We start from the raw sequence: 19,184 nt of genomic DNA, 5'->3' as shown, positions 1-19,184 counted from the left end.
AGCCGGGGTAAGCCGTGCCCACATTGCACTCCGCCGATCCGCAGCAACTCCGCTCGTGGCTGTTCGCCTCCGCCAGCCAAGACGCCCTCGCCTTTCGTTCCCTGTATGACGCCACCGCGCCGAAACTATTCGGCTTCGCCTTGCGCATATTGCGCAAGCGGGAGCTGGCCGAAGAAGCCTTACAGGACAGTTTCGTCACGATCTGGCACGCGGCGGGCAGCTACCAGTCCCACCTTGCCGCGCCGATGACGTGGATGTCCACCATCGTCCGCAACAAGGCGCTGGACATTCTGCGCCGCCTGGACGAAGCGGTGGAGATCGACGCCAGCCAGTTCGATGGCGAAGTAATGCAAGCCATGCAGGACCAAGACGCCAAGCCCGACGATGCTCTGCAGCTGAGCGACGAGGCGCGCAGCCTGGCCCGCTGCCTCGCCATGCTGGAGGCGCGCCAGCGCCAGGCCATTGGCATGGCCTTCTTTCATGAGCTGTCGCACAGCGAGGTGGCGCAGCAATTGACGCTGCCGGCCGGCACCGTCAAAACCTGGATCAGGCGCGGACTGGAGAAGCTGAAAACCTGTCTGGCGCACCGGGAGCGGCCATGAATATCCGCCACAACGCGGCCCTGCGCGAGCGCCTGGCCGCCGAGTATGTGCTCGGCTCCCTGCGCGGCGGCGCGCGCCGCCGCCTCGAAAGCTGGATGCATGAGGATGCGGCTTTGCGGCGCAGCGTCGCCGAATGGCAGGACAGGCTGGCGCCCATGACCGAGTTCGCCGCTCCCGCAACGCCGCGGCCCCGCGTCTGGGAAGCCATCGAAAACCGTCTGCAACTGCCTCGCCCTATCAAGCCATGGCAGTTCTGGCGCCGCGACCGGGCCGCCATGTGGCGCTCTCTCAGCCTCGCATCGGGCGCGCTGGCAACGCTGCTGGCCATCCTGCTGCTCATCGGCCAGCCCGAACCGGTGCATATCGACCATATTGCCACCTTGGGCGACGACCAGGCGCAAACCGTGCTGCTGCTGACGGGCGACAGCCGCCGCCGCACCATGGATGTGCGCGTGGTGAGCCGGCTTTCCATCGCCAGCGGGAAGACCCTGCAGCTCTGGGCCGTACCGAGCCAAGGCGCGCCGCGTTCCCTCGGCCTCCTGTCCGGCGCGCATGGCGCCCGGCTGGCAATGAATGAACGCGCCACCGGCAGCGATGTGGCCATGCTCGCGGTCAGTCTCGAACCCCAGGGCGGCTCGCCCGACCCGAACGGTCCGAGCGGACCGATTCTGTACAAAGGCCGTTGGCTGCGGCTGCTGTAGCCCCGCCGGCTTAAAAGCGGCGCGTCAGCGTCAAGCGGAAGGAGCGCGGCTCGACCGGATGGTATTGATTGGCCTTGCCGTCGCCGCTATGCTGGGTAACGATCACGCCGGACACAAATTCCAGCAGTTCGCCGGTACGCAAGGCCGGGCGCTTTTCGATCAGCGCGGCGCGTACCGAACCTTCGCTCGCCGCGTCCGAATTGCCTATGGACTGGTTGTAGTGGCCGACCACCTGCACCACCAGCGGCGTTTCATCGGCGCGAACCGCGCCGATGCAGACGCCTGCCGCCGCCATGCCGCAGGCGCGAACGATTGAAGCATTCATGGCTCACCTCAAATACCAGCCAATTGCATGTCGAGAGAACGCTCCAGCAGCCAGACACTGGCCAGCAGCGCAATGGCGGCGGAACCGCCACGGAGCAACGCCCGCTGATAGAACCAGGTGGCGCGCAAGACATAGGTCAAGGGCAGGAAGAGCGCGACAATCGCCAACTGACCCAGCTCCACGCCAAGATTGAAGCCGGCCAGCGACAGAAGCGTCGAACCGGCCGGCAAGCCGAGCCCCGCCAGCACGCCGGCAAAGCCAAAGCCGTGGACCAGGCCAAAACCGAAAGCGGCCATCCAGCGCTTGCGCAGCATGAAGGGGACGAGATTGTTCAATGCCGCCACGATGACTGACGCCGCGATCGCCGCCTCCACCAGGCGCGATGGCAGCGCCAGCAGCTCCAGTGCGGAAATGCTCAGCGTGATCGAATGCGCCAGGGTGAAGGCGGTGACGATCTTGCATACGTCAATGGTGGCGGCGGACAGGCTATCGGCCTGCCGCCAGCCATGTTCACGCCAGACCAGAACCGCTGGCAACAACAGGGAGAGCAGGAACAAAATATGGTCGAAACCCGCCCAGATGTGCTGAACGCCCAAGCGGGCGTACTCCAGGAAGGCGTGCCAACGCGCTGTACCGCCGTTCGCTTGCACTGTCTGCTGCGGGCGATCGCCGCCCAGAATCGCAGTCTGCACGCTCTCGCCCAGCCGGATGCGCAGCAAGCCCCTGTGCTGCGCATCGGTATCGGAAAACAGGCGGTAGCTCAGCTTCAACTGCGCCGGCACGGCGGCGCATTCGCCATGAAGGCGCAGCACGGCATAAGAACCGTCGGTATGGCGGTCGATCAGCAACTCGCCGGCGCCGATCTGGCACATGCCCGAAGCGTGGCCCGGCGCGGCGCCGGTGGAGATGTCCAGCCGCGACAGGGCGTATGCCGCAATCCGGCCATGATGGCTGCGCACCTCGCCCCAGGTCAGGCGGCCATCGCCATCGCTGTCCAGGCCGAGAACAAAGTCCAGATCGCGCAGGGCGATATCCCACTGCCCTTCGATCTGCCTACCTTTCAGCTCAAGACTCAAGTAGCTGTCGCTGGGTTTGTGGGCGAAGGCTGCGGACACCGGCAACATCAGCAGCGAGATCAGCAGCAGATTTTTCAGGCGGCGCATCATGAGGCCCTCCGCATCCCCGATTCCAGCTTGCCGAGCAGCAGGGCGAGTACACGGTCTTCCATTCCCACGGCCCTGATCCAGCGCATGGCGGGCATGGCGGCTTGCGCGTCGCCCGCTGCCAGCGCCGCTTCCAGCAAAATACGCGCGTCCGCCACTTCCTTCTGTACCTGCCAATTGGCCAACGCCAGGCGCAGGGCTGTTTTGCTGTCGCCGCGCAGATGCAATGCATAGCGCGCCTCTTCCCGCAGATGAACGGTGTCGCCGCGCATGGCGGCGGCCTGAAAACGCAGCTGCAATTCCTGGTTGGCGGCGGCCAGCGCGGTCTTATCCTCGCCGGACTGACGCAGCGCCAGCGCATGGCGCAGCAACAGCGCGTCGTTGCGGCCATGCGCGCGCAGCAGGCCGACAACCTCGCCCGGCCGCTCCTGATCGAGCAGAAAGTCCGCGTAAGCACCGAGCAGATAGCCGTCGCGCGAGTCCGCCGCCAGCGCGCTGCGGAAACTTTGCTCCGCCAAGGCGGCGTCGCCGCGCCGCGCCGCCATCTCGGCCAGCAGGGTTTGCGCCCAGACGCGCAATCCGGCGGCTTCGTCCGGATAGTGCGCCAACACCGCGCGCAGCAGCAGTTCGCTGCGCGCCAGATTACCGCTCAAGCTGCCGGCATTGGCGATGCAGGCGGCGCCGGCCAGGGGGCTGGCCAGCCGCGACAGCCTGGCGCAAGCGGCCTTGGCTTCGGCGTATTGGCCCAGGACCACATGCACGCTCGCGCGTGTCAGCCAGGCTTGCGCATCGCCGGGATTCTGCTGCGTCAGCGCCGCCAGTTCGGCCTGGGCCTCGGCAAACCGATGGCTGTTTTGCAGCAGCGTAGCCCGCAGCAAACGCACCTCAGCCGGTGGCGACGCCTGGTTCCACCAGGGTTGCAGCGCCGCCTGCGCCTGGCCGAAGTAGCGCGGGTCGCCTTCGCGCCGCCCTGCTTCGATATAGCGCCGCGCCAGGGTCGCGGCAAGCGGCAACTGGTGCGGCGCGGCGTTCAGCGCGGTCCGCATGCGCCGCAACTCCCGCTCCAGCTCATCGGCGCTGCGCGGCAGGATCTCCAGCACTTCCGCGTTATCACGCGGTATGCGGGGACTGGCATCCGCCCGCGCTGGCCAAGCCACCCAGGCCAGCCAGGCCGCAATGAAGATAGCAATGGCTTGCATGATTCCCCTCCTTAAGCTTGAGCGCCATGGACGATTGGACCGGCCCGTCCATGGCGGTAAACGCTTTACAGCGGCACGGGTTCCGCATCTTCCGGCGAGGTGGCGGCCAGCGCGTCCAGGTCGACCGGCTCGCTCTCTTCGTCGCTCGCGCCAGTCCTGGTCTGCACCAGCGACAGGAAAACATCGGCCGCGACAACGGGCGGTGCGGGCGGATCGGACGGCGCGGCCATGCCGCCATGGCCGCCGCCACCGCCACAGGCGCTCAGCAGCAAGGCGGCGCTCAGGATCAGTCTTCTCATGATCGTCTCCTTAATTCTGGGGCGAGCCGGGAAGCGGCGTCTTCAGATACGGGAAGGCGGCGGTAAAGAAGCTGTCGTCCAGATACGCGCCATCGGTAAAGCGGATGGCGCCAGCCGGCGCGTCGGCTGGGGTGCAACCCAGGTTCAGCGTGCATAGCTTGCCCATGGCGACACGCAATTCGATGTCCACCACATCGTCGCCGGGGCGGCGGCCATTCGGAAAGCCGGCGTTATCGCCATCGATCACGCCCAGGCGTTTCTGCGCGCCCATCGGCGCCGGCGCAATCGCCGTATTCAGGCGCAGCATCTCGGACGCCTTCACGTTCAGGGGCTGGTTCAAGCCCTTCACCCCGGTCAGGAAGGTCGCCACCAGGTCGTTGCGGGGGAAATTGACGGGGGCTTTGGCGCCGACGTTGCCGAACAAGACCTCGACCAGGGCCGGCAGCGTGGGATTCGTCACATAGGTGGCAAACTGCCCATCGGCGGCCGGCTTGCTGTGATTGAAGCGGTCCTTATCCTTCAAACCGATCACCAGTTCGTTCACCAGCGGCATGCCGAGGCGCGACACCTGGGTCCAGGCGCCCCCCTCCTTCGACGCGCCGGCGCCATTGCCTGGCACGGGATTCAGCAGCCGCCCCTGGCGCAGGCTGGCCGTGGTCCAGCCGCCGATCACGGGATCGCTCGAACCCGGCGCGGTCAGGCAGGCGGCGGCCACCTCCAGCGCGATGGTGGTGATGTTTTTGTCGGCCAGATCGTCGCGCGCATTCTTCTCCGCGTTGGGCAGGAACTCCACCGCCGGCGCCTTGTAGTTGATCAGGTCAAAAGTTTCGCCCAGGTTGACGGCGAAGGAATCCTTGCGCTGGCCGACGAATAGGCGGCCCGGCGTTTCGCAGCCGGGAATTTTCACGTTGTAGATATGGCGTCCCGCATAGCCCGCATAGTCGGGAATGGCCTTGTTGCCGATATTGTCCACCGGTTTATCGAACACCGCGCTGCCGTTGGCGGCGTTGCTGAGCGCCGCGCGCGAACCGCCGCGCCGGTCGCCGCGCGCCACCGTCACGGAATAGGTTTCGCGCACGTTCAGGCCCGCCGGGTTCACATCGTTGATCGGGCCGCCGTTGATGATCAGGGGTATCGGCACTTTCTTGTCGCCGACCGCGAACTGCGCATTTTTCACCGTATTCGTGAAGCGGAACTCGAAGCTGATGTCCTCCTTCGCATCGCCGTTGTTATCGATATGGATTTCATAGAGCGCATCCGGATCGAGCTGGAAGTAGTTCGGACCGCCGTAGGCGTCCTGCAAGGGAAGGTAGTTCGCAATCAGCGTCACGAACTTTTCGCGGCCCGGCTCATAGCTGCGGAACATGTAAAAGTCCGTGGCGTCGGCCTTGGGAATGCGGGCAATGAAGGGAGCTTCGCGGTGGCTGGACGCCAGGACCGGCGCCGCCAACAAACTGGCCAACATGCCGGCCGCCAGTGCGGCCCGCAACGGGCACTTGATGATATTGTCCATCTGATCCTCCTGCTTGTTTGAACGGGAAGGTGTTGCCCTTCCTTATACGCAGCGGAGACGCGGATGGATTCAAATTTTTTCCTATGCAGGCCTTCGGCAATGCTGATGTTTTAGCAATACATGCTTATAATCGTCAACCTATGAATATCCACCCCTCACGCCTGAAACCCGCTCTGTTGGCCCTGTTCGCCGGCTTGGGCTGTTCCATGGCGGTGGCGCAGCCGATGCCCACCATCACGGTGGCGTGGCGCCTGAAACCACCCTACCACTACGCGGAGAACGGTGAGCTGAAAGGCTTGCTGCTGCTGCGCGCGCAAGCCATCTTCACCGAGGCGGGCATTGCGACGCGCTTCGTGAATGAGCCGCAGCGGCGCATCTGGAACAATCTGGCGCATGGCGAGCCGAATTACTGTTCGGTGAGCTGGTATCGCCTGCCCGAGCGCGAGGCCGTGGCGCAGTTCAGCCAACCCTTCCACATGGACCAGACCCATATCGTGCTGACCTCTACGCGCAACCTGGACGAGGTCAAGGCGCACGCCACCCTGCCCGAACTGCTGGCCAATAAGGAGCTGACGCTGGGCGTGATCGACGGCGTGTCCTACGGCCCGGAACTGGACGGCATGATGGCGCGCAGCGCCAACCAGATCATGCGGCGCACCGTGGACACGCCCTCGATGCTGCGCATGCTGGCCGCCGGCCGCGCCACTTATGTGATTGTGGATCGCGCCGACTGGGCCTTCTTCAGGGAGCGCGATCCGCTGGCGCAGACCCTGTCCATGCTGGAATATCCCGATATGCCGGCCGGCCTGCCGCGCCACATCGTTTGCAGCAGCAATGTGCCGGAAGGTTTGATGGAGAAATTGAACCGCGCCATCGCCAATACGCCTGGCGCGCCAGGTCCGTCCAGCGGCGCGGGAACGCCGCGCAGACGGCGCGGCGAGGGATTCAGGAACGGCCAGGGACGGCCCATGTCGCCGTGGCGGACCTCGGCAGCCGAAGGGCCGAGAGGGAAAGAACGGCGGGCGGACTGCCGGTCACAGTCCGCCGCCCACGTCGATTAGAACTCTTCCCAGCCGTCGTCGCCGCTGACGGAAGCCGGTTTGGACGCCGCCGCCGGTTTCTTCGGCGCGGGAGCCGGAGCCTTGCGGGCCGGCGCCGGCTTGGCCACGGACACCGCCGATCTTGGCGCGGCCGCGCGCTGCATGGCCGGCGGCGCGATGCCGCTGTCCATCTTGAATGCGCTCACCAGCGATACCAGCTTGGCCGCCTGGTCTTGCAGGCTTTCCGCCGCCGCTGCCGCTTCCTCGACCAGGGCCGCATTCTGCTGGGTCACGCTGTCCATCTGGGTGATGGCCTGGTTGACCTGGCTGATGCCGGTGCTCTGTTCGACGCTGGCGGCGGCAATCTCGCCTACGATGTCGCTGACGCGGCGCACGCTGGACACCACTTCATCCATCGTGCTGCCGGCGCTGACCACCAGCTGGCTGCCCGCTTCCACCTTGCTGACCGAGTCGCCGATCAGCTCCTTGATTTCCTTGGCGGCCGCCGCGCTGCGCTGCGCCAGGTTGCGCACCTCGGAGGCCACGACGGCGAAGCCGCGTCCCTGTTCGCCGGCGCGCGCCGCCTCCACCGCCGCGTTCAGCGCCAGGATATTGGTCTGGAAAGCGATGCCGTCGATCACGCTGATGATGTCCACAATCTTTTTCGAGGAATCGTTGATCGAGGCCATGGTATCGACCACCTGCGACACCACCGCGCCGCCCTTGGTCGCCACTTCCGAAGCCGATGCCGCCAACTGGTTAGCCTGGCGCGCATTGTCGGCGTTCTGCTTGACGGTGGAAGTCAGCTCGTCCATCGATGCCGCCGTTTCCTCCAGCGCGCTGGCCTGCTGCTCGGTGCGCGCCGACAAGTCGGCATTGCCCTGCTTGATTTCACTGCTGGCCACGGCCACGCTGTCGGAGCTGGTGCGCACCTCGGTGAGCACGGCGTGGATTTTGCTGATGAACTCATTGAAACCCTTGCCGATCACGGCCAGTTCGTCGTTGCCTTTGACCTCCAGCCTTGCGCTCAAGTCGGCGTCGCCGCTGGCCAGGCCGGTCATGGCCGTGCCCAGGGTGCGCAGCGGCTGCGTCAGGCGGTACAGGATGGCGACCAGGGCCACGGCGGTGGCAAAGGCGCACAGCAGCGACACGATCAGGGTGTAGCCCATCAGCTCGCGCGCCGAGGCGGTGGCCACGCTGCGCGGGAAATTCAGCTGCACCGACCAGGCGCCGATGTCCGGGTGCAGGACGATCGGCTGCAGGATATGGACGATGCCCTTGTCATCCTGGTATTCATAAGGCTGGCCCTGGCGGATGCGTTCCAGGCCCGTGGCCGGAATGTCGTCCGCCTTCTTGCCGTTCAGCGCGGCGTTCGGGTGGCTGGCATACAGGCCGCCGTTCGACACCAGCGCCAGCGTGCCCTGGTCGATGGTCTTCATGTCGGCCAGGATCTTGCTCAGATAGGTCAGCATGAAGTCGGCGCTGGCCGTGCCCTGGAATTTACCGTCGATCATGATCGGCGCCACCAGGGACGCCATCAGCACATCCTTGCCGTTGACCGGGTAGACGTAAGGCTCGGTGAAATACACCTTGCCGCTGCGCTTGGGGATGTCGTACCAGTCGTTGGCGCCGGCCTGCGGCGAGAACACGATCGGCTCCACATTCACGCCGCCGGAATCGGTGCGGGTCCAGTAAGGCATGTAGCGGCCGGTATCGTCGTACTCCGGCTTCTTGCCGGCGTATTCGGCGTCCTTGCCGTCCAGCGCATTCGGCTCCCAGGTCACTGCCGCGCCCAGCAAGTCCTGCGAGGACAGCAGCGCCGCCTTCACCACTTCACCGGTCTGCTCGCGCGTTATCGGCTGCTTGCTGCCGCGCGTGGCGCGCATGCTGTCGGCCACGCCGCGCACGGTCGCCAGATTGGTCGTGATGCGGCTTTGCAGCGCGCCGGCGGCCTCGCGCGAAGCGGTGCGCGCCAGATTCATGGCGTCCGCTTCGGCGGTATTGCTGCTCTTGATGCCGATCACCGTGGCGGTCACACCGAGGCTGAGCACCACGAGTATGGTCGCCGCCGCGCAGATTTTGGCGTTCAGCGACAGCGAGAGGCCAGCCCGGGTTGTGTCCGCAAGCTTAGCTTTTAATTGCTTCATCCTACTACTCCTTAAATTCAGAAGGCCTTGCTGACGGATACCACCAACGTACCTTTGGCGACATCCTTGTATTCCACCACGCCGTTCGCATTCGGAATGCCGGTCGTGTAATTGCTATAGCCATTGTTGTCGGAACGCGCCTTGGTGTAGGCCAGGGCCACGCTCCAGCCCTTGTCCAGCGCCTTGGTCACGCCCACTTTCATATCCTGCCAATCCCAGAAATCATTGCCGGCGCCGGCCACGCGGCCATCGCCCAGATGCAAGTTGAGCGTGTAGCCCGAACCCATATCGTAGTTGGCGCCGATGTCCAGATAGCCGGTGCCGCGCGCATTGGTGATGCCGAAGAAGTCGCGCGATACGGTGCGGTTGTATTTCGCGTAGAGGAATTTGTAGGTCAGGCCCAGCGACACCTCGGTGTAATTGAATTTGGTGCCGGTGGCGTGGATCTCGGCGCGCGGATATTTGTAGTAATACAGCAGCGCGCTGTAGCCCACGTCGCCCACCGTGCCGTTGTAGCCGCCGTAGATATCCCATTCCAGCAAGCCGTCTTCGATGAAATGCTTGCTGACGTTGGACATCCAGGTGCCGACCGACCAGCCGCTCGGGTGCACATAATCCAGGCCGGCCTGCAAAGCCGGTTTATCCCAGGTCTGGCGGATGCCGCGCGATACGTATTGCGAGGCCAGCGTTACGCTGCCCGTCAAGGCGGGAGCTGGCGGCGCTTCGGCCGCCTTGCCCGCTTCCGCGTTTGCCTGCGCCTGCACCGCGCCTGTCCAGAACAGCAAGGAACATGCAATCGGCGCCAACTTGGCAAAGTTCTCTCTCATAATGCCTCCCTATTAATTGTGACAATAAGTTATGTAATCTTGGGAAAGCATGAATCCAAGCGGAAACAAGTTCTTCGCGACAACATCTCATATTTTCTCCGATTTTGGAAGGGAAAGTCCAATCGTGCACCAGATATTGGACAGTCTGTGGCCAGAAAAACGACGTCATGACTTGCATATGACAATCTAAATGGAAAACGTTCTCATTTGTGAATAATGGTTGTTTTCCAACTCTGGCCGCGCCGGTGCAAAAATTGGCTCGCAAAACCTGTCGATTCATTGCCGAACTGGCATCGCTTTCTGTTTTAATGGCTTTATCTTTTTTCATCGAACAGGCCGAAAATGAATAAAAACAGAAGACTCCTCGCCCTCAGCATCGCCCTGGCCGCCCTGCCCACCCAGGCTTTCGAGCTGCTGCCCATGGCATCGATGGACGACAACCACGTCTTCAAGCTCGAAGTGCTGCAGGTGACCGACATCGAGCCGTATCAGGAAGCCCTGAACGGTTTTCTCGACACGCTGAAAAGCCAGGGCATCGAACAGGGCAAGAACCTGAAGATAAACCGGGTGCGCATCGACTTCGACGTGGAGAATGGCGGCTTCTGGAGCCGCCTGGGCGTGCTGTTCCGCATCCGCCAGGAAGCGGCGCGCATTGCCGCCGCCAAGCCCGATCTGGCGCTCACCATCGGCACGCCGGCCACCCGCCACGCGCGCGGCATCCTCGAAGATGCGCGCGTACCGGTGGTCTTCACCGCCGTGGCCGACCCGCTGGAAGCGGGCTGCGTCTCGCTCAGCGACGGCGGGCCGGGCGTGACCGGCTCCACCCTGTATGTGGACATGCGCGACTCGGTGCGCATGGTGCAGCAGGTTTTCCCTGCCGTGAAAAAAATCGGCATGATCCATACCGACGACGAGAACGGCGTCGCCAACGTGGCCGCCGCCAGTTCCAGCGCCAGCCAGATCGGCATGTCGGTGACGGCGCGCCAGGTGGGCAAGAGCGACAGCATCGTGCCTTCGCTGAAGGCCATGTTCCAGGACGGGAAAGGGGTGCAGATGTTCGCCGTGCCGCTGGATACCTACTACGGCCTGCACCGCTACGAACCGGCCATCGACCTCGGCGAATTCGGCGCGGCCCACCAGATTCCGGTGGTCACGCTGGCCATGGTGCACGTGCCGGGCGCGGTGATGTATGTGGGCGCCGATTTCCGCCAGGTCGGCAGCCTGGCCGGCGTGCAGGCCGGGAAGATACTGCGCAACCGCACCAAGCCCGACGTGCTGCCCATCCTGCGCCAGAAAACGCCGACCATGCTGATCGATCCCGAGCGGGCGGCGGCGCTCAAGCTCGACCTGCCGTCCGCCATCGTGGCGCACAAGACGGCCACGCGCAACGGCTTCTGGCAGGTGGACTGGGAGCAGGTGCGGCAGCAGTAAGCCGGTCCTGCGGATGCCGCTTATCCGGCGCCCTGCTCCATCAGCGCCGTATAGCGGCGCTGCATTTCCTCGGGCGAGACCTCCTCGATGCTGTGGCCGATATTCCAGCGGTGGCCGAAGGGGTCGCGCACCACGCCGCTACGCTCGCCGTAGAAGGCATCGGCCGGCGCGCGCTCCAGCGTCGCGCCGACCTCGATGGCGCGGCGGATCGTGGCGTCCGCATCGTCCACATGCAGATGGATGGTCACTGGCGTGCCGCCGATGGTGCGCGGGCTGGCGATATCGCATTCCGGAAATTCATCCGACAGCATGACAATGGTCCCGCCAAAATCCAGCTCGGCATGGCCGACGCGGCCGCTCGGTTCGGTCAAGCGGAATTTCTCTTTCGCGCCAAAGGCATCGGTATAGAAGGCGATCGCCTGTTTGGCGTCGCTGACGCAGAGATAGGCGAACAATTCGTGGATCATGGCATGCTCCTTGTGAATGGAGTCTGCACTATAGGCGCGTTTCCCAATGCGGTCTTGAAGAAAATTGACCTGGCGTTGGCGGTCAGCTCGGTAGAGATAAGGAATGGCCTTGGCTGGCTAAGCAAGACATTCATACTCCCCAAACACGTCCAGCGCCCGCAACTCTCTCCAAGGCAGAGCTGCCCTCGCGCTCGTCCCAGGCAACGGAAGACGCGCCGCTGAGCGTGCAGCTTGATCGGCTTATCGCCACGCACGATCCTGAAAATGCCTATGAGGCCTACTGGCTCATTGCCAACTGCGACAAATTCAACCGCCAGCACGACAGAATGATCTTTGACATGGAGGAGGTCACGCAGAACCGCAACTTGATTCCCTACCGCGGCATGAACGACAGCGAAAAGCAGCACGACGCGAAACTGTGTGCAGGAATGACCGAGCGCTTGCGCCTGTCACGCTTCGACTATCTCGCGACGGCAGCCAAGGCCGGCGTCAGCGGGGCGATTATACAAGTGGCTGAGGAAGAGCCATTTGGCGACCGCAGCGCTCTGACTACACGACCAGACGACCCTCTGGTACAGGAATGGAAAGCGAAAGTATTGGATCAGCTGGCAAAAGAAGCTGAGAGCGGCGATCTGTTCACGCTCAATTATCTCTGGACTCACACGGTGACGGGTGATGCGCTTATCGCCAAAGATCCAGCGCTGACCTATCGATATGCGGTGGCACAAGGCTTGATTTATCGCGACCTTAAGGGACCCACAGCAAACGAGGCGACCATGTACGCACCCGAGGGGCAGTTGATGATGTCGATCGTTGAACTTAAGCCTGAACAGCGCATGGCGGAACTAGCCGCTGCCCAACGTATTGCAGACAAGGCGCGTGAAACGGGCAAACATTGAAGCAAAAGATAGCCACCGCTTGATAACTTGAACTCATTTGGCTGCCAGCGCCAGATCAAGTCTGAGCTGCTGCACATCAATTAATTTGCTGCGCACTGCCGCGCTTAATCCCGCTTCATGGCAGTGCCGTAGCTCAAGCCGAGTAGTAATTTTTCCATGGCAAGCGAGAATTCCGGGCCAAGCTCGTAAAGCTTATCATCGGGATCGGTGAACGCGTAAAAGCCATGTACCCCGACGTAAATAATGATGTGGTCATGGTGTGCCGTAGCTATCGCTTCGACTTCGCCGGTTTGCTTCTTCCAGGCGTTTAGCACTCCGCTGGCCTTGGGGTTCAGCTCTGAATAGAAGCAAACGTCGCTCGTTGCCAATTCGATGCCGGCGCCAACGCTGCCAACCTCCAAACCAGCAAACTCGCTGAGCAAGGCAAGCGCCTTCTCCCGCGGCGATTGCGGTATTTCGGCGTGAATATTGCTCGGCACCCAGCCGGCCTTCTTAAAATAATGGCGGATGCCTTCAGATAAGTCGAACATCTCTACAGTAACTCCTAATATTTCCGGCATTCTTTCATTTTACCAAGCGTCCCTCTTTCCCGCTTGCACATGGAAGCCGCAACCCTGAAATTGCCGTGGACTTGATCGCGAAAAGCATGCCGCGCTCGGCGTCGAATATATGCGTCAGGAAATTGGGCCAGGCTGAGACTTGGCTGCGCGAAGCGATATCCCAAGCGGTAGTACCTGATTCGTCGGCAATGTACAGGCGCTGTCCATCGCTGAACAGTTCCCGGATCTTGCCTCCATTCAGGTCCATCGGCCAGCGCTCGGGCGACGCCCTCTCCTTCGATTCCGCATCCAGAATCTGTACGCCCGGTCCCTTTGCCACTTCCTCGAATTCGTCCTCGTCCCATTCGGAAAGTCCCCATAGCGCGACATGCCTGTCGTCGATCCAGCAAGCGGGGATATTCCAGTCTTCGCGAATTGGGAAATCTACGATGGATGGGCCGTCCTCGCTCTCCCATGGATTAGATCTGAGCCAGTCGCTGACGGACCAGATGCGCGGCACCGACACCGGATGCCATACCCAGCCATCGTCAAAGAGCCGGCTTCCATCGGGACTAAGGCGCAGTTGCCCATGGAAGTAGTCGAGGTAATGATCGGGCCTTTCGCCACCCGCCTCATAAACAGCGATGTCGCGGCTGGTGAGCGATTCACCGGTAGCCGGGTCCGCCGCGTCGAGCCGGTTCCAGGCCGTTCGGTGTATGAGTACATTCCTCCCCTGGAAGCGGGTAAAACCTGCGCTGAAGGGTACGGTGTGCTCGTGATAATCGCCTCCATCGAGATGCATCGTCAGTTTTCCGGATGCCATGTCGACCACGATGCCGGTCCTTCCCCTGTCCACAACGACGGCGGCAAACCGTCCGTCCGCCGACGCGTGCAAGCGGAATGCGGGAGCGCCAAAATAGCTGCCCTCGTCTCCACCTGGCAGTTCAGGAAGGCTTATGCGGAAAAGGCTTGATGCCTCCCCTGTGTCCAGATTAATGCCATGGAAAGTGCCATCTTCGGTAAGCACCAGCAAGTGACCGTAATCGGCTTTGACTGAGCGGGCATCCAGGATGGGGACGTCCGACACTGGGAAGGAATGGATTGCGACTGTTGTGGTATTCATGTGCTCCGAAATTTCAGGAATCTTCTAGCCGGCAGACCGTCTGACATGGTTGGCGGCCTCCGGCGCCAGCAGGCGGTATTGTAGCGGCGTGAGGCCGGCGAACTCGCGGAATTCGCGGTTCATATGGGCTTGGTCGCTATAGCCCAGGGCCAGGGCCAATTCGCTCAGCGAGGTTTGCGGTTGGGTGCGCACGGCGGCCAGCAAGGCTTGGAAGCGCAGCAGACGCGTGTAGCGCTTGGGACTGAAGCCGGTGGCCTGGCTGAACAGGGCATTGAAGCCGCGATGGCTGTAGCTGCTGGCGCGCACCATCTCATCCACCGTTGTTTCATGCGTGATGCCGCCCAGGATCTGCGCCACGCCGGGATGCAGGCCGTGGACGCGCGGCAGCCGTGCCGCCAGCCAGCTCTCCAGCACGGCCAGCTTTTGCGGCGCGCCAGCCGCCTCGCTCAATTGCTGCAGCATGCTGTCGCCCTGCCCTCCGCATAGTTCGGACAAGGGCGTATGCCGGCCGGCCAATTCGGCAGCACTGACGCCGAACAGGGCCTGCAGCGCGCCCGGTTCCAGCTGCACGCCCACGCTCAGCACCGGTTGTCCCACTTCCTTGATATAGAAGCTGCTGCGCGGCCCGCCCAGCACCGGCTCGCGCAGCACAGCGCCATTGGCATCACCGGCATCGGCATAGATGCGCAAAGGCGGTCCCGCCAGACGGAAGACCAGGTGCGCCAGACCGGTGGGCAGCACATGTTCGCGGCCGGGATGGGCCGTTTGGGCGGCATCGTGTACCCAAAGCTGTTTGATGAAGGGCCGCAGCGCGGCGCCTGGCGGTCTGCAAAGCATAAGCGTCTTGCTAAATTTGATGCGCCTACTTTAGCAGATCCGCACAGAGCGGCGGCTGGCAGCTCAATGGCGCAAAGGCCAGCGGCCAAGGATGGCATACGGCTCGCCGCTGCCGATCCGGCTGCGGGCGAGCACGAATTCCTGCACCGGCCACCTGACCGGCTGCACCTGGACCGGCGCCAGATGCAGCTTTTCATAGGATAGGGTGAGATGCGGCATGATCTGGCGCGGCACGCGGCGAAAGCCCGCAGCGCGCAGGCGCTGAGCCAGTGCCGCGTACAGGATGCGCACGCCCGCCACGCCATCGTCGCCGCTGAGCACCAGCGCGTGCCGTCCCTTGGCGCGCATATGAGCGCCGTCGAAACTCATGGCGGTATCGAGGCAAGCGGTAAAGCAAGGCGCATCGACCGTGGCAAGCAGCCGGCTCAAGCCGGAAACCAGGCGCGGCGGCAGGCCGGGAAAGTCGCCGAAACCGGCCAGCGTGATATGCATGCGGCCCGGGATAATCGGCCGGCCGTGCAAGCGATAGCGCGTGCTAAGCGCCTGCCGCCGCTGGCAGACTTGCTGCACGGCGCCCGCGTCCGGCAACAGCACCAGCATCAGCCGGTCGCTCAGGACCGGCTTGGGATCGATGCCCGGCAAAGTCAGTTGCTCAGCCATATCCGTCTCCATTCGACCGGCATGCACAGACCGTATGATAAACCCGGTCCGCCGGACGCGTCGCCTAGCCGTGCTGGGCGACCAGGGCTGGTTGCATCTGGCGCGACACCAGGCGAGCATAGTAGGGGTGGGAACCCAGCAGTTCATTATGCCGGCCCACGCCGGAAATACGGCCCTCCTCCAGGAAGTAGATACGGTCGGCGTGCATCACCGTCGCCAGCCGGTGCGCCACCACGATATTGGTGCGGCCGGCCATCAGGGCTTCCAGCGCTTCCCTGACCTGATACTCGGTTTCGCTGTCCAGGTTGGACGTGGCTTCGTCGAGGATCAGGATGTCGGGATTGCGCAGGAACATGCGCGCGATGGCAATGCGCTGGCGCTGGCCGCCCGAGAGGTTATTGCCCTGTTCAATCAGCGAGGTATCCAGCCCCTGCGGCATTTGCTCGATGAAGGCCAAGGCTCCGGCGCGGGCGGCGGCGGCCAGCACCATTTCATCCGGATAGTCGCCTGCCAGGCCATAGGTGATATTGTCGCGCACCGTGCCCGGCATGATGGGCGCGCCCTGCGCCACATAGCCGATCCGGCCGCGCCAGGCCGCCAGCGGCAGGCTGGCAATGGCGCGTCCATCGTACACAATCTCGCCGGCGCAGGGCGCGTAAAAGCGCTCGATCAGCGACAGGATGGTGGTCTTGCCGCTGCCGCTGGTGCCGACCAGCGCCGTCGTGGTGCCGGGCCGGAAGACCAGTTCAATGTTCTGCAACACCCGCTCTTCCCGCCCCGGATAGGCGAACGACACGCTGCGGAAGGCCAGCTCGCCGGGCCGGTTTTCCTGCACCAGGCCCGCCATACCGCCCTCCTCCGCCTCGTTGAGCAAGGCGGCGATGCGGGCCGAGGCGCCCTTGGCCTTTTGCAGCTCGGCGGTGAAATTGGTGAGCTGGATCAGCGGCGCCGCCACATTGAAGATGTACAGCAGGAAGGCGGTGAGCGTGCCCATGCCGATGGCGCCGCTGCTCACGCGCAGCGAGCCATACATCAGGATCACCAGCAGCGCGGCGGTCAAGGCCAGGCCGATGATGGGTTCCAGCCCGGCGTTGATGCGCGCCGTGCGCAGGCCAAGGAGGCGGATTTCCTCGATCTCGCGGCCGGCGCGCTCCTGCTCGCGGGCTTCGGCCGTGAAGGCTTTCACCAGGCGGATCTCGGAAAACACATGGGCCAGAATGCCGGCCAGGCGCGCGGTGCGGTCCTGGGTGCCGCGCGCCAGTCCTTCCAGCAGTTGGGCCAACGGAATGACGATCGCAAACGCCACGGCCAGGCAGGCGAACAGCGTGAGCGTGAGCTGCACGTCGAGCAGCAGCAGCACGACCACGGAACCGCCCAGCAGCATGATGCCGGTCAGCAGATTGACCGACTGGCGCGTGGCCAGCTCCGAGATCGAGTCGCAGTCGCTGAGCACACGGCTGACGCGCGCGCCGGTACTGTCCTCGTCGAAGGTGGGCACCGGCATCTTCAGCAGCTTGCCCACCAGCAGGCGGCGCAGCGCCGCCACCAGACCGTGGCCGGTGCGCGCCAGCAGATAGGATGAGACGGCGGAGGCCATGGCCGCCGCCACCAGCACCGCCGCCATGGCCGCTATGCTGGCCGGTTCCAGCCGGCCGCCGCCCAGCTCATCGACCATGCGCTTGGCCAGCAGGGGAAAATACAGCGTGGCGGCGGCCGAGAGCATGGCAGCCAGCGCCGCCGCGCCCAGCGCGCCGCGCGAGGGCCGGGCCATGCGTACCAGCTGCCACAGCTGGCGCAACGATGAGCCGGAGCCGCTCACAGTATCAGCTCCATCTTGCCGAACAGGACGTCGGCCTGGCGGCCCTCGGCGCGCAGCTGCTTCTCGACGATGCGCGCCTCCTTGAACTGGGTCGACTCCTCGGAATACATGATGCTGGTGATATGGGTCAGCCAGGGCTCAGCGCCCATGGCGTAGACGAACAGGCGCTCGGGATTGAAGAAGCGGTGCATGTTCAGCGCCTTGGCCGAATCGCAGCCATCCAGGCGGCGCGATTGGTCTTCGCCGCGCGTCAGCATTTTTTGCAGCATCGGACCATACAGCCACGTGGCCGGCGCACCGACGCATTCCATGCCGAGGAAAAGACAATCGACGCGCGGCATCATCTTGCGCAGCGGCTCGTAGAATTCGGGCGCGGGTGGGTTGGAGTCGGCGAAGAACATGCAGTTCGCGTTATGCATCTGCACGCCGAAGGCCAGCTTGGTGCGGATATCCAGATCGGCGTGTTCGCCGTAGAACGGCGCGGCGATGACGCGGCCACCGGCAAATTCCAGGGTCTCGTACTCGCCCAGCTCGACCACGCGTTCGAAGCCGGTCTTGTGCAGCATGAGCTTGAGCGAGATGTCCTGCAGATTGCCGCCGCCGGCACGGCCCACCACCACGCAATCGACCTTGCTGCGCAGGCGCAGCAAGGTTTCGAACACGATATGGTCCTGATGCGGGTGGGTGATCAGCACATAGTCCAGGCGCGGCGGCAGGTCGTCGAAGGTGTAGTGGTCGATGGCCGATTCGCCCGGATAGCTGATCAGGGGGTCGATCAGGATGCTGACGCCGGCGCTTTCCATCAGCACGCAGGCATGGCCGAGATAGCGGATGCGCACCGAATCGGCCGGAATGGCATTGCGTCCAAGCTGGGCGGGGCGCTCGCCCAGCATGCCTTCCAGCAGCGGCAGCTCACGGCGCGGATCGGCCAGATGACCGCGCAGCCGCTCCAGCAAGCCGCCCGCATCTTCCGTGCCGCCATACAGTTCGTTCCACAGCGGGTCGCCGAACGGCAGGCGCAGTTCCACCGTATCGCCTTTGTGGCGGATCTGCGGCGTGCTCAAAACGAAGGTGCGCGGCTCATAGCTGGCTTTTTCCAGCACACAGGTCTGCAGCGAGGTGTCGTACAGCGGGCTGTCATAGAACACCGGTTCGATGAAGCGCGCCACGGGCTGCTTGCATAGATCGTAGGACAGATCGATGCCATGGCGGATCTGCTGGTCGATCTGGGCATACAGGCCTGGCACGCCGGCGCCTTTGGCCTGGGTCATCAGCATCTGGTACATGGCGCCGATGGCGTCGGCGCTGCGCAGGTGCTGGGCGCAGCGTTCGCGCGTGCCGTCGCGGAAGCGCGCCATATCGGCCGGATCGCCGTCATAGTTGATGAAGGGGCCGCCCAGCAGTTCGGGAATGCGGGCCGACTCCAGATGCTGGGCCGGATCCTCGACGAAGGAGTCGAGCATGGGCAGGTGGGCATGCTTGGTGTACAGGCCGAACGTCAGCGGCGACACCAGATAGGGGTGGGCAAACCAGGAATTGACCAGCGGGATGCTGCGGACATTGGGCGCAATGGCTTTAAGCGTTTTCATGGCT

Annotated in this window: 19 protein-coding genes; 5 read left to right on the top strand and 14 right to left on the bottom strand. The window is 63.7% G+C overall.

Annotated elements, in window-relative coordinates; genetic code table 11:
- The first annotated feature begins 14 nt into the window (after positions 1-14).
- Together FHS03_RS22200 and FHS03_RS22195 are read left to right on the top strand one after the other, a co-directional pair.
- Positions 15-602 carry a sigma-70 family RNA polymerase sigma factor gene (locus FHS03_RS22200; protein ID WP_183443115.1) on the top strand — a complete coding sequence of 196 codons (588 nt, stop codon included), beginning with the start codon at positions 15-17 and terminating at the stop codon, positions 600-602.
- Positions 599-1,303 carry an anti-sigma factor gene (locus FHS03_RS22195; protein WP_183443114.1) on the top strand — a complete coding sequence of 235 codons (705 nt, stop codon included), beginning with the start codon at positions 599-601 and terminating at the stop codon, positions 1,301-1,303. The genes FHS03_RS22200 and FHS03_RS22195 overlap by 4 nt, the downstream gene beginning before the upstream one ends.
- A gap of 10 nt (positions 1,304-1,313) precedes the next feature.
- Here FHS03_RS22195 and FHS03_RS22190 read toward each other — a convergent pair whose 3' ends face one another.
- From FHS03_RS22190 to FHS03_RS22170, 5 genes are all read right to left on the bottom strand, one after another.
- On the bottom strand, positions 1,314-1,628 hold the full coding sequence (locus tag FHS03_RS22190) for a hypothetical protein (protein ID WP_221208230.1): 315 nt from the start codon (positions 1,626-1,628) through the stop codon (positions 1,314-1,316).
- An 8-nt stretch (positions 1,629-1,636) separates the two neighbouring features.
- Positions 1,637-2,794: a HupE/UreJ family protein gene (locus FHS03_RS22185; RefSeq protein ID WP_183443113.1), complete on the bottom strand. Its 1,158-nt coding sequence runs from the start codon at positions 2,792-2,794 to the stop codon at positions 1,637-1,639.
- Positions 2,791-3,990: a tetratricopeptide repeat protein gene (locus FHS03_RS22180; RefSeq protein ID WP_221208224.1), complete on the bottom strand. Its 1,200-nt coding sequence runs from the start codon at positions 3,988-3,990 to the stop codon at positions 2,791-2,793. Before FHS03_RS22180 ends, FHS03_RS22185 begins: the two co-directional genes overlap by 4 nt.
- Positions 3,991-4,055: 65 nt before the next feature.
- Complete coding sequence (locus FHS03_RS22175) at positions 4,056-4,289, bottom strand: hypothetical protein (RefSeq protein WP_183443112.1); 234 nt, start codon at positions 4,287-4,289, stop codon at positions 4,056-4,058.
- A 10-nt stretch (positions 4,290-4,299) separates the two neighbouring features.
- Positions 4,300-5,802 carry a DUF4331 domain-containing protein gene (locus FHS03_RS22170; RefSeq protein ID WP_183443111.1) on the bottom strand — a complete coding sequence of 501 codons (1,503 nt, stop codon included), beginning with the start codon at positions 5,800-5,802 and terminating at the stop codon, positions 4,300-4,302.
- 140 nt (positions 5,803-5,942) lie between these two features.
- Here FHS03_RS22170 and FHS03_RS22165 point away from each other — a divergent pair, with 140 nt between their 5' ends.
- On the top strand, positions 5,943-6,863 hold the full coding sequence (locus FHS03_RS22165; protein ID WP_183443110.1) for a substrate-binding periplasmic protein: 921 nt from the start codon (positions 5,943-5,945) through the stop codon (positions 6,861-6,863).
- Here the strand turns inward: FHS03_RS22165 and FHS03_RS22160 are convergent.
- Positions 6,860-8,989 (bottom strand): methyl-accepting chemotaxis protein, encoded by a 2,130-nt coding sequence (locus tag FHS03_RS22160; RefSeq protein WP_183443109.1) that lies wholly within the window; start codon positions 8,987-8,989, stop codon positions 6,860-6,862. The genes FHS03_RS22165 and FHS03_RS22160 overlap by 4 nt on opposite strands.
- 17 nt (positions 8,990-9,006) lie before the next feature.
- Positions 9,007-9,816 carry a TorF family putative porin gene (locus tag FHS03_RS22155; protein ID WP_183443108.1) on the bottom strand — a complete coding sequence of 270 codons (810 nt, stop codon included), beginning with the start codon at positions 9,814-9,816 and terminating at the stop codon, positions 9,007-9,009.
- Between the two features lie 342 nt (positions 9,817-10,158).
- Here FHS03_RS22155 and FHS03_RS22150 point away from each other — a divergent pair, with 342 nt between their 5' ends.
- Positions 10,159-11,247, top strand: a complete 1,089-nt coding sequence (locus FHS03_RS22150; protein WP_183443107.1) for an ABC transporter substrate-binding protein — start codon at positions 10,159-10,161, stop codon at positions 11,245-11,247.
- 20 nt (positions 11,248-11,267) lie between these two features.
- Here the strand turns inward: FHS03_RS22150 and FHS03_RS22145 are convergent, their stop codons facing one another.
- Positions 11,268-11,714: a VOC family protein gene (locus FHS03_RS22145; protein WP_183443106.1), complete on the bottom strand. Its 447-nt coding sequence runs from the start codon at positions 11,712-11,714 to the stop codon at positions 11,268-11,270.
- A 224-nt stretch (positions 11,715-11,938) separates the two neighbouring features.
- Here FHS03_RS22145 and FHS03_RS22140 point away from each other — a divergent pair, with 224 nt between their 5' ends.
- On the top strand, positions 11,939-12,613 hold the full coding sequence (locus FHS03_RS22140) for a hypothetical protein (protein WP_183443105.1): 675 nt from the start codon (positions 11,939-11,941) through the stop codon (positions 12,611-12,613).
- A 104-nt stretch (positions 12,614-12,717) separates the two neighbouring features.
- Here the strand turns inward: FHS03_RS22140 and FHS03_RS22135 are convergent, their stop codons facing one another.
- From FHS03_RS22135 to FHS03_RS22110, 6 genes are all read right to left on the bottom strand, one after another.
- On the bottom strand, positions 12,718-13,143 hold the full coding sequence (locus tag FHS03_RS22135) for an SUKH-3 domain-containing protein (RefSeq protein ID WP_183443104.1): 426 nt from the start codon (positions 13,141-13,143) through the stop codon (positions 12,718-12,720).
- A gap of 34 nt (positions 13,144-13,177) precedes the next feature.
- Entirely contained in the window at positions 13,178-14,275 is a 1,098-nt protein-coding gene (locus tag FHS03_RS22130; RefSeq protein ID WP_183443103.1) for a hypothetical protein, read from the bottom strand.
- 24 nt (positions 14,276-14,299) lie between these two features.
- Positions 14,300-15,112 (bottom strand): helix-turn-helix domain-containing protein, encoded by an 813-nt coding sequence (locus FHS03_RS22125; RefSeq protein ID WP_183443102.1) that lies wholly within the window; start codon positions 15,110-15,112, stop codon positions 14,300-14,302.
- Positions 15,113-15,175: 63 nt separating this feature from the next.
- Positions 15,176-15,772: a 2'-5' RNA ligase family protein gene (locus FHS03_RS22120; protein ID WP_183443101.1), complete on the bottom strand. Its 597-nt coding sequence runs from the start codon at positions 15,770-15,772 to the stop codon at positions 15,176-15,178.
- Positions 15,773-15,836: 64 nt separating this feature from the next.
- The gene (locus tag FHS03_RS22115; RefSeq protein WP_183443100.1) at positions 15,837-17,591 is read right to left on the bottom strand and encodes an ABC transporter ATP-binding protein; all 1,755 of its coding nucleotides are present in this window, start codon (positions 17,589-17,591) and stop codon (positions 15,837-15,839) included.
- Positions 17,588-19,180: an MBL fold metallo-hydrolase gene (locus FHS03_RS22110; RefSeq protein ID WP_183443099.1), complete on the bottom strand. Its 1,593-nt coding sequence runs from the start codon at positions 19,178-19,180 to the stop codon at positions 17,588-17,590. Before FHS03_RS22110 ends, FHS03_RS22115 begins: the two co-directional genes overlap by 4 nt.
- Between the last annotated feature and the right edge of the window lie 4 nt (positions 19,181-19,184).

It is taken from the genome of Pseudoduganella violacea (genome assembly GCF_014191875.1).
Taxonomy (GTDB): Bacteria; Pseudomonadota; Gammaproteobacteria; order Burkholderiales; family Burkholderiaceae_D; genus Rugamonas; species Rugamonas violacea_A.
The sequence above is the reverse complement of the archived record's forward strand: the minus strand, read 5'-3'. Positions and strand labels throughout refer to the sequence as shown.